The organism is Terriglobia bacterium, from assembly GCA_036496425.1.
Classification (GTDB): Bacteria; Acidobacteriota; Terriglobia; order 20CM-2-55-15; family 20CM-2-55-15; genus 20CM-2-55-15.
In genome coordinates, this window is sequence record DASXLG010000030.1 from 1 (window position 1) to 3,855 (window position 3,855).

At 55.6% G+C, this 3,855-nt stretch carries 4 protein-coding genes; all 4 read right to left on the bottom strand.

Features of this window, described 5'->3' with window-relative positions; all coding sequences use genetic code 11:
• Window positions 1-15: 15 nt before the first annotated feature.
• Window positions 16-960 carry a transporter gene (locus tag VGK48_02235; protein ID HEY2379978.1) on the bottom strand — a complete coding sequence of 315 codons (945 nt, stop codon included), beginning with the start codon at window positions 958-960 and terminating at the stop codon, window positions 16-18.
• Between the two features lie 58 nt (window positions 961-1,018).
• The gene (locus tag VGK48_02240) at window positions 1,019-1,450 is read right to left on the bottom strand and encodes a hypothetical protein (GenBank protein ID HEY2379979.1); all 432 of its coding nucleotides are present in this window, start codon (window positions 1,448-1,450) and stop codon (window positions 1,019-1,021) included.
• 25 nt (window positions 1,451-1,475) lie between these two features.
• On the bottom strand, window positions 1,476-2,990 hold the full coding sequence (locus tag VGK48_02245) for an arylsulfatase (GenBank protein HEY2379980.1): 1,515 nt from the start codon (window positions 2,988-2,990) through the stop codon (window positions 1,476-1,478).
• The coding region (locus VGK48_02250; protein HEY2379981.1) for an arylsulfatase at window positions 2,956-3,855 on the bottom strand (900 nt) is incomplete at its 5' end. The genes VGK48_02250 and VGK48_02245, both read right to left, overlap by 35 nt.

Genomic DNA, 3,855 nt, shown 5'->3' on the forward strand with positions numbered 1-3,855 from the left:
ACCGTCGCCCAGCGATCAGAATTTTAAGCTCGCGCTGAAGTTGAATCCGTCACCCTCGACGCGATTGCTGACGTCGAAATCATGAATCCAGCGCGCGCTAAAATCGAGGTGGCTCTTACCCAGCTTGGTTGAGTAGGTAACGATCGGACCGATACCGAAGGCGCGCCCGAGAAAGCCGTTGAGCGCGGCTGGTGCGCCTTCGTCGTCGTTGACCTGCTGGATCCAACTCTCGACGAAGCCAATGCCCAGGCCGTTTTTGAATCGTTTGATAGCCAGCGCTTCCAAGTCGGAGAGGATGCCGTTCTGATAACGGGTTGCGTGATCCTCCGTATCGAATTCCATCTGCCAGATGCCGGTCAATTCAATGTTCGCCTCCGGAAGAATTTTTGTGTAGGCGACCCCGGGAATGAACGTCCAGGTGTTCTGGCTGAGGTTGACAAGTCTGCCCTTTTCGAACGATCCAGTCGGTGCCCAAAATGTGAAACTGAAGGCCAGATGATCAGTCTGGCTAAAGTGATAGCTTGCAACGATCGGAGTAAAAACCAGATCGAATAATCCGAAGGTGCTCTCGGTTTTTCGGACCGGCAGCGGGCCGGAAAGGTTGGCCTCGACCTCAAGCCAGGCCAGCGGAAAACTAACCGCCGAAGCAAAGTTCCACTCCTTAGTCGGCGTGGGCCAGATGTAGAACAACGCGATTGGGGTAAATGATGCCTTCATATCGACGTTCGCCGCGAGAAGACCCGCGATTGGCACAGTTCGGCTGGTCCCGATCGAGCCCTCATAGTAAGTTTCACCAGTAGCAACCGCGAGGCCCGGCTCAGGTGGGATCACGCCGGCATACGGCGCAATGGACATGCCGGAAATCGGCCGGCCTAAGCCACCTTCCACAGCAAAGGCGCGCGTGACAGTGAAAGCCAGGACTGTCAGTCCCAGCAACATTAGGATGATTCTCGTTTTCATGCTCGATTTCTTTCGTTAGGCGTAGTTGGGTTGCGCTAATTCTCTTTCTCAAACTTTTTCATTTTTGAATTGATTTGCCGGCGGTTTCCGCAGTCAGCAGTTCGATTGGCGCGCCCAGCCATTGTGCGGCTTCTGCGCGGTCTTGGAAGACCCGGACGTTGATCGAGGAACCTTGCGTCAGTAAGGCATGTAACCGGCCGTAATGAACAAGAGTGGAATCGGTAGCGAGAATGGCTGACTTCACCGGTGGACGACCTGCATAGGTGAGTCGCCGATAAAGAGAAACGCGAATGATGTATTCGAAGTTCAGATCAACTGCATCGGCTGCGACCGTATCCGAGAATCGATTGAAAGGCTCCTTCAACCTAACCTCGAGTTCTCCGATGACAGATACAATTTTGTTAACCGTCGCCTCGTTGACCAAGCCATGGGGTCTATAAACGAGCAGCCGAATGTCTTCGTGAAACTGAATATCAGGAGGAAGCTTCATTGCTCTTTTGGGTTTCTTTGCTGAGTTATCGTGATTTCGGTGGTGTGTATGGATCCGCCGCGCCGGGCGCGATCGGCGGGTACTTCTTCAAGCTTTGCTCGAACTCGACTACGATCTTCATCGCTGGGCCGGCTATCCACGAGCTTCGTAACCCTGTCTGTGGATATTCCTCTTTCGGATCGGTAATGAGATCGAACGCCTTGGGAACTCCGAGTTTGGTGGGCGGAGTCCACCAGTCTCGCTGCTCGTCATAGAAGGACACCTTCCAATTCCGCCATTTGACCGCTTCCAGGCGATCCGCCACGAAGACTGGAAAACCTTCGCGATTGGATTTCTCAGATTTGCCGAGCAGGAAATCAGTTTGGTCCACTCCATCGATCGCGCGATCCTGTGGCACAGACGCGCCGGCGATCTTCGCGAACGTCGTGTAGATATCGACCTCGTGGACGATCTCATTGCTCACACGGCCGGCGGGAATTCGATTGGGCCAGCGGATGATGAACGGTGTCCGCAGGGAACCTTCCATGTGGGTGAAGTAGTAACCGCGCCACGGACCGGACGATCCTTGCCAGGGCCACGTTGCTTCAGGGCCGTTATCGCTCGTGAACACGACGATGGTGTTATCGCGAATGCGCAGTTCATCGATTGCGTCCAGGATTTCGCCCACGTGTGCATCCATCTCCGCAAGCGCATCCGGGAAATCCCCGAATCCAGTTTTGCCTGCGAACTTCGGGTTCGGCAGCGTAGGGAAATGCACGAGTGTAAATGGAACATAGGCGTAAAACGGTTTGCCCGCTTGCGCGCTGCGCTTGATGAAGTCGATCGTCCGCCGCGTAATCTCAGTGTCGATCAGGCGGCGTTGCTCTAAGTCATAGACCTGAAGCTCGCGGCTCTTTTCGCCCTTCTTACCTTCCATGATGTGCTCGAAAGCGACGCCCGCTGCTTTTGCTGCTGGCTCCGACGGCGCGAACACCTCGTCGGTCGTACGCGGAATTCCGTACCACTCGTCGAAGCCTTGGTCGTTAGGCAGCCGGCCTTGGTTACTACCGAGATGCCACTTGCCGAAATGGGCAGTGCTATAACCGGCGCCGGAGAGTAACTCCGCGATTGTCACTTCCCATTGCGTCAATCCTTCAAGCCCTCCGCCGATCGGCACAGAGTGTGTGCCGGACCGAATGGAAAAGCGGCCGGTCAGGATAGCGGAGCGACTCGGCGTGCATTGCGCCTCGACGTTGAAGTTGGTCAGCCGCACCCCTTCCGTTGCGAGCCTGTCGATGCGCGGCGTGGCCGCGCCGCGGACAATGCCGCCGCCATAACAACCCACCTCGCCATAACCGAGGTTGTCCATCAGAATGAAAACAATGTTCGGTTTATCCGCGGTGGCAGTCTGCGTTTTGCCATCGCCGTCCGGTCGAGAGAAAGACTGCGTCTCACTCGTGGTCATCGCCACCAGCGCGAACCCTAACGAGTAGATCGCAAGCTTGTCTTTTATGTTCGATTTCCTTTCATTCGATAGCCATCGCCGCACAACGTTCCGCATCGCGGAGCTTTTCCCGATCTCTTGCGCTGAGCTGAGCTGGGGCCACATCAATTTCCACTTTCTTCAATGCCCCGTTGTATCGAAACGGAGGCTGATATTCCGTGCTGACTGGGGAAGCGGAGTCCAAGCCTGTATCAAAAGTTTCGTTGGCCGAAAATCGCACCGGTTCCGTCTTATCAATCCGACCTTCACCGACCTTCTTATCGTTCACGAACAAAGCGACTGTTCCACCCTTGGCGATTCCCCCGCCATCGTATTTGAACTCCGCGCGGATGATTGCGGGCCCAGGTGAAAGCTTCTGAGAGCTCCTGACCCGGTAGCGTGCTTCCCCAAACCAGTTGTACTCATAAGTCGGTTTGCCGTCCTTGACGTAGAGGCTGTAACCGCCGGCGAAACCTCCCCGCGCTACCAAGACACCGTCACCGCCAGTCTTCGGCACTTCAACGTAGGCGGTGATGGTGTGAGAAGTATTAAATGTATTCGCGGCGGAACTCTCCGCCACATGTGCGGTCCCCGATAGATAGGTAAACTTCGTCCGCCCTTCGATGAGGCTGGGCCGAAGCCGCGGATCGCCGCGCTCGATAAACCTGTCATCCAGCGGCAGCACATTGTATTTCCTGGCTTCGGCCAGAAACAGGTCCTGGAGTTCCTTTAGCTTTTCGGGATTTTTTGCCGCCAGATCGTTGGCTTCGCTGAAGTCCTCGTCCAGTTTGTAAAGCTCCCAAGTGTCCTTCGCGAAATCATAGGTGCCGGCGCTTTCCCATGGCAGGCGTCCGTGCCTGACCGAAGCGATCCAACCGTCGTGGTAGAGCGCGCGGTTTGAGAACATTTCGAAGTACTGCGTATGCCGCTGCTCTTGGGCATT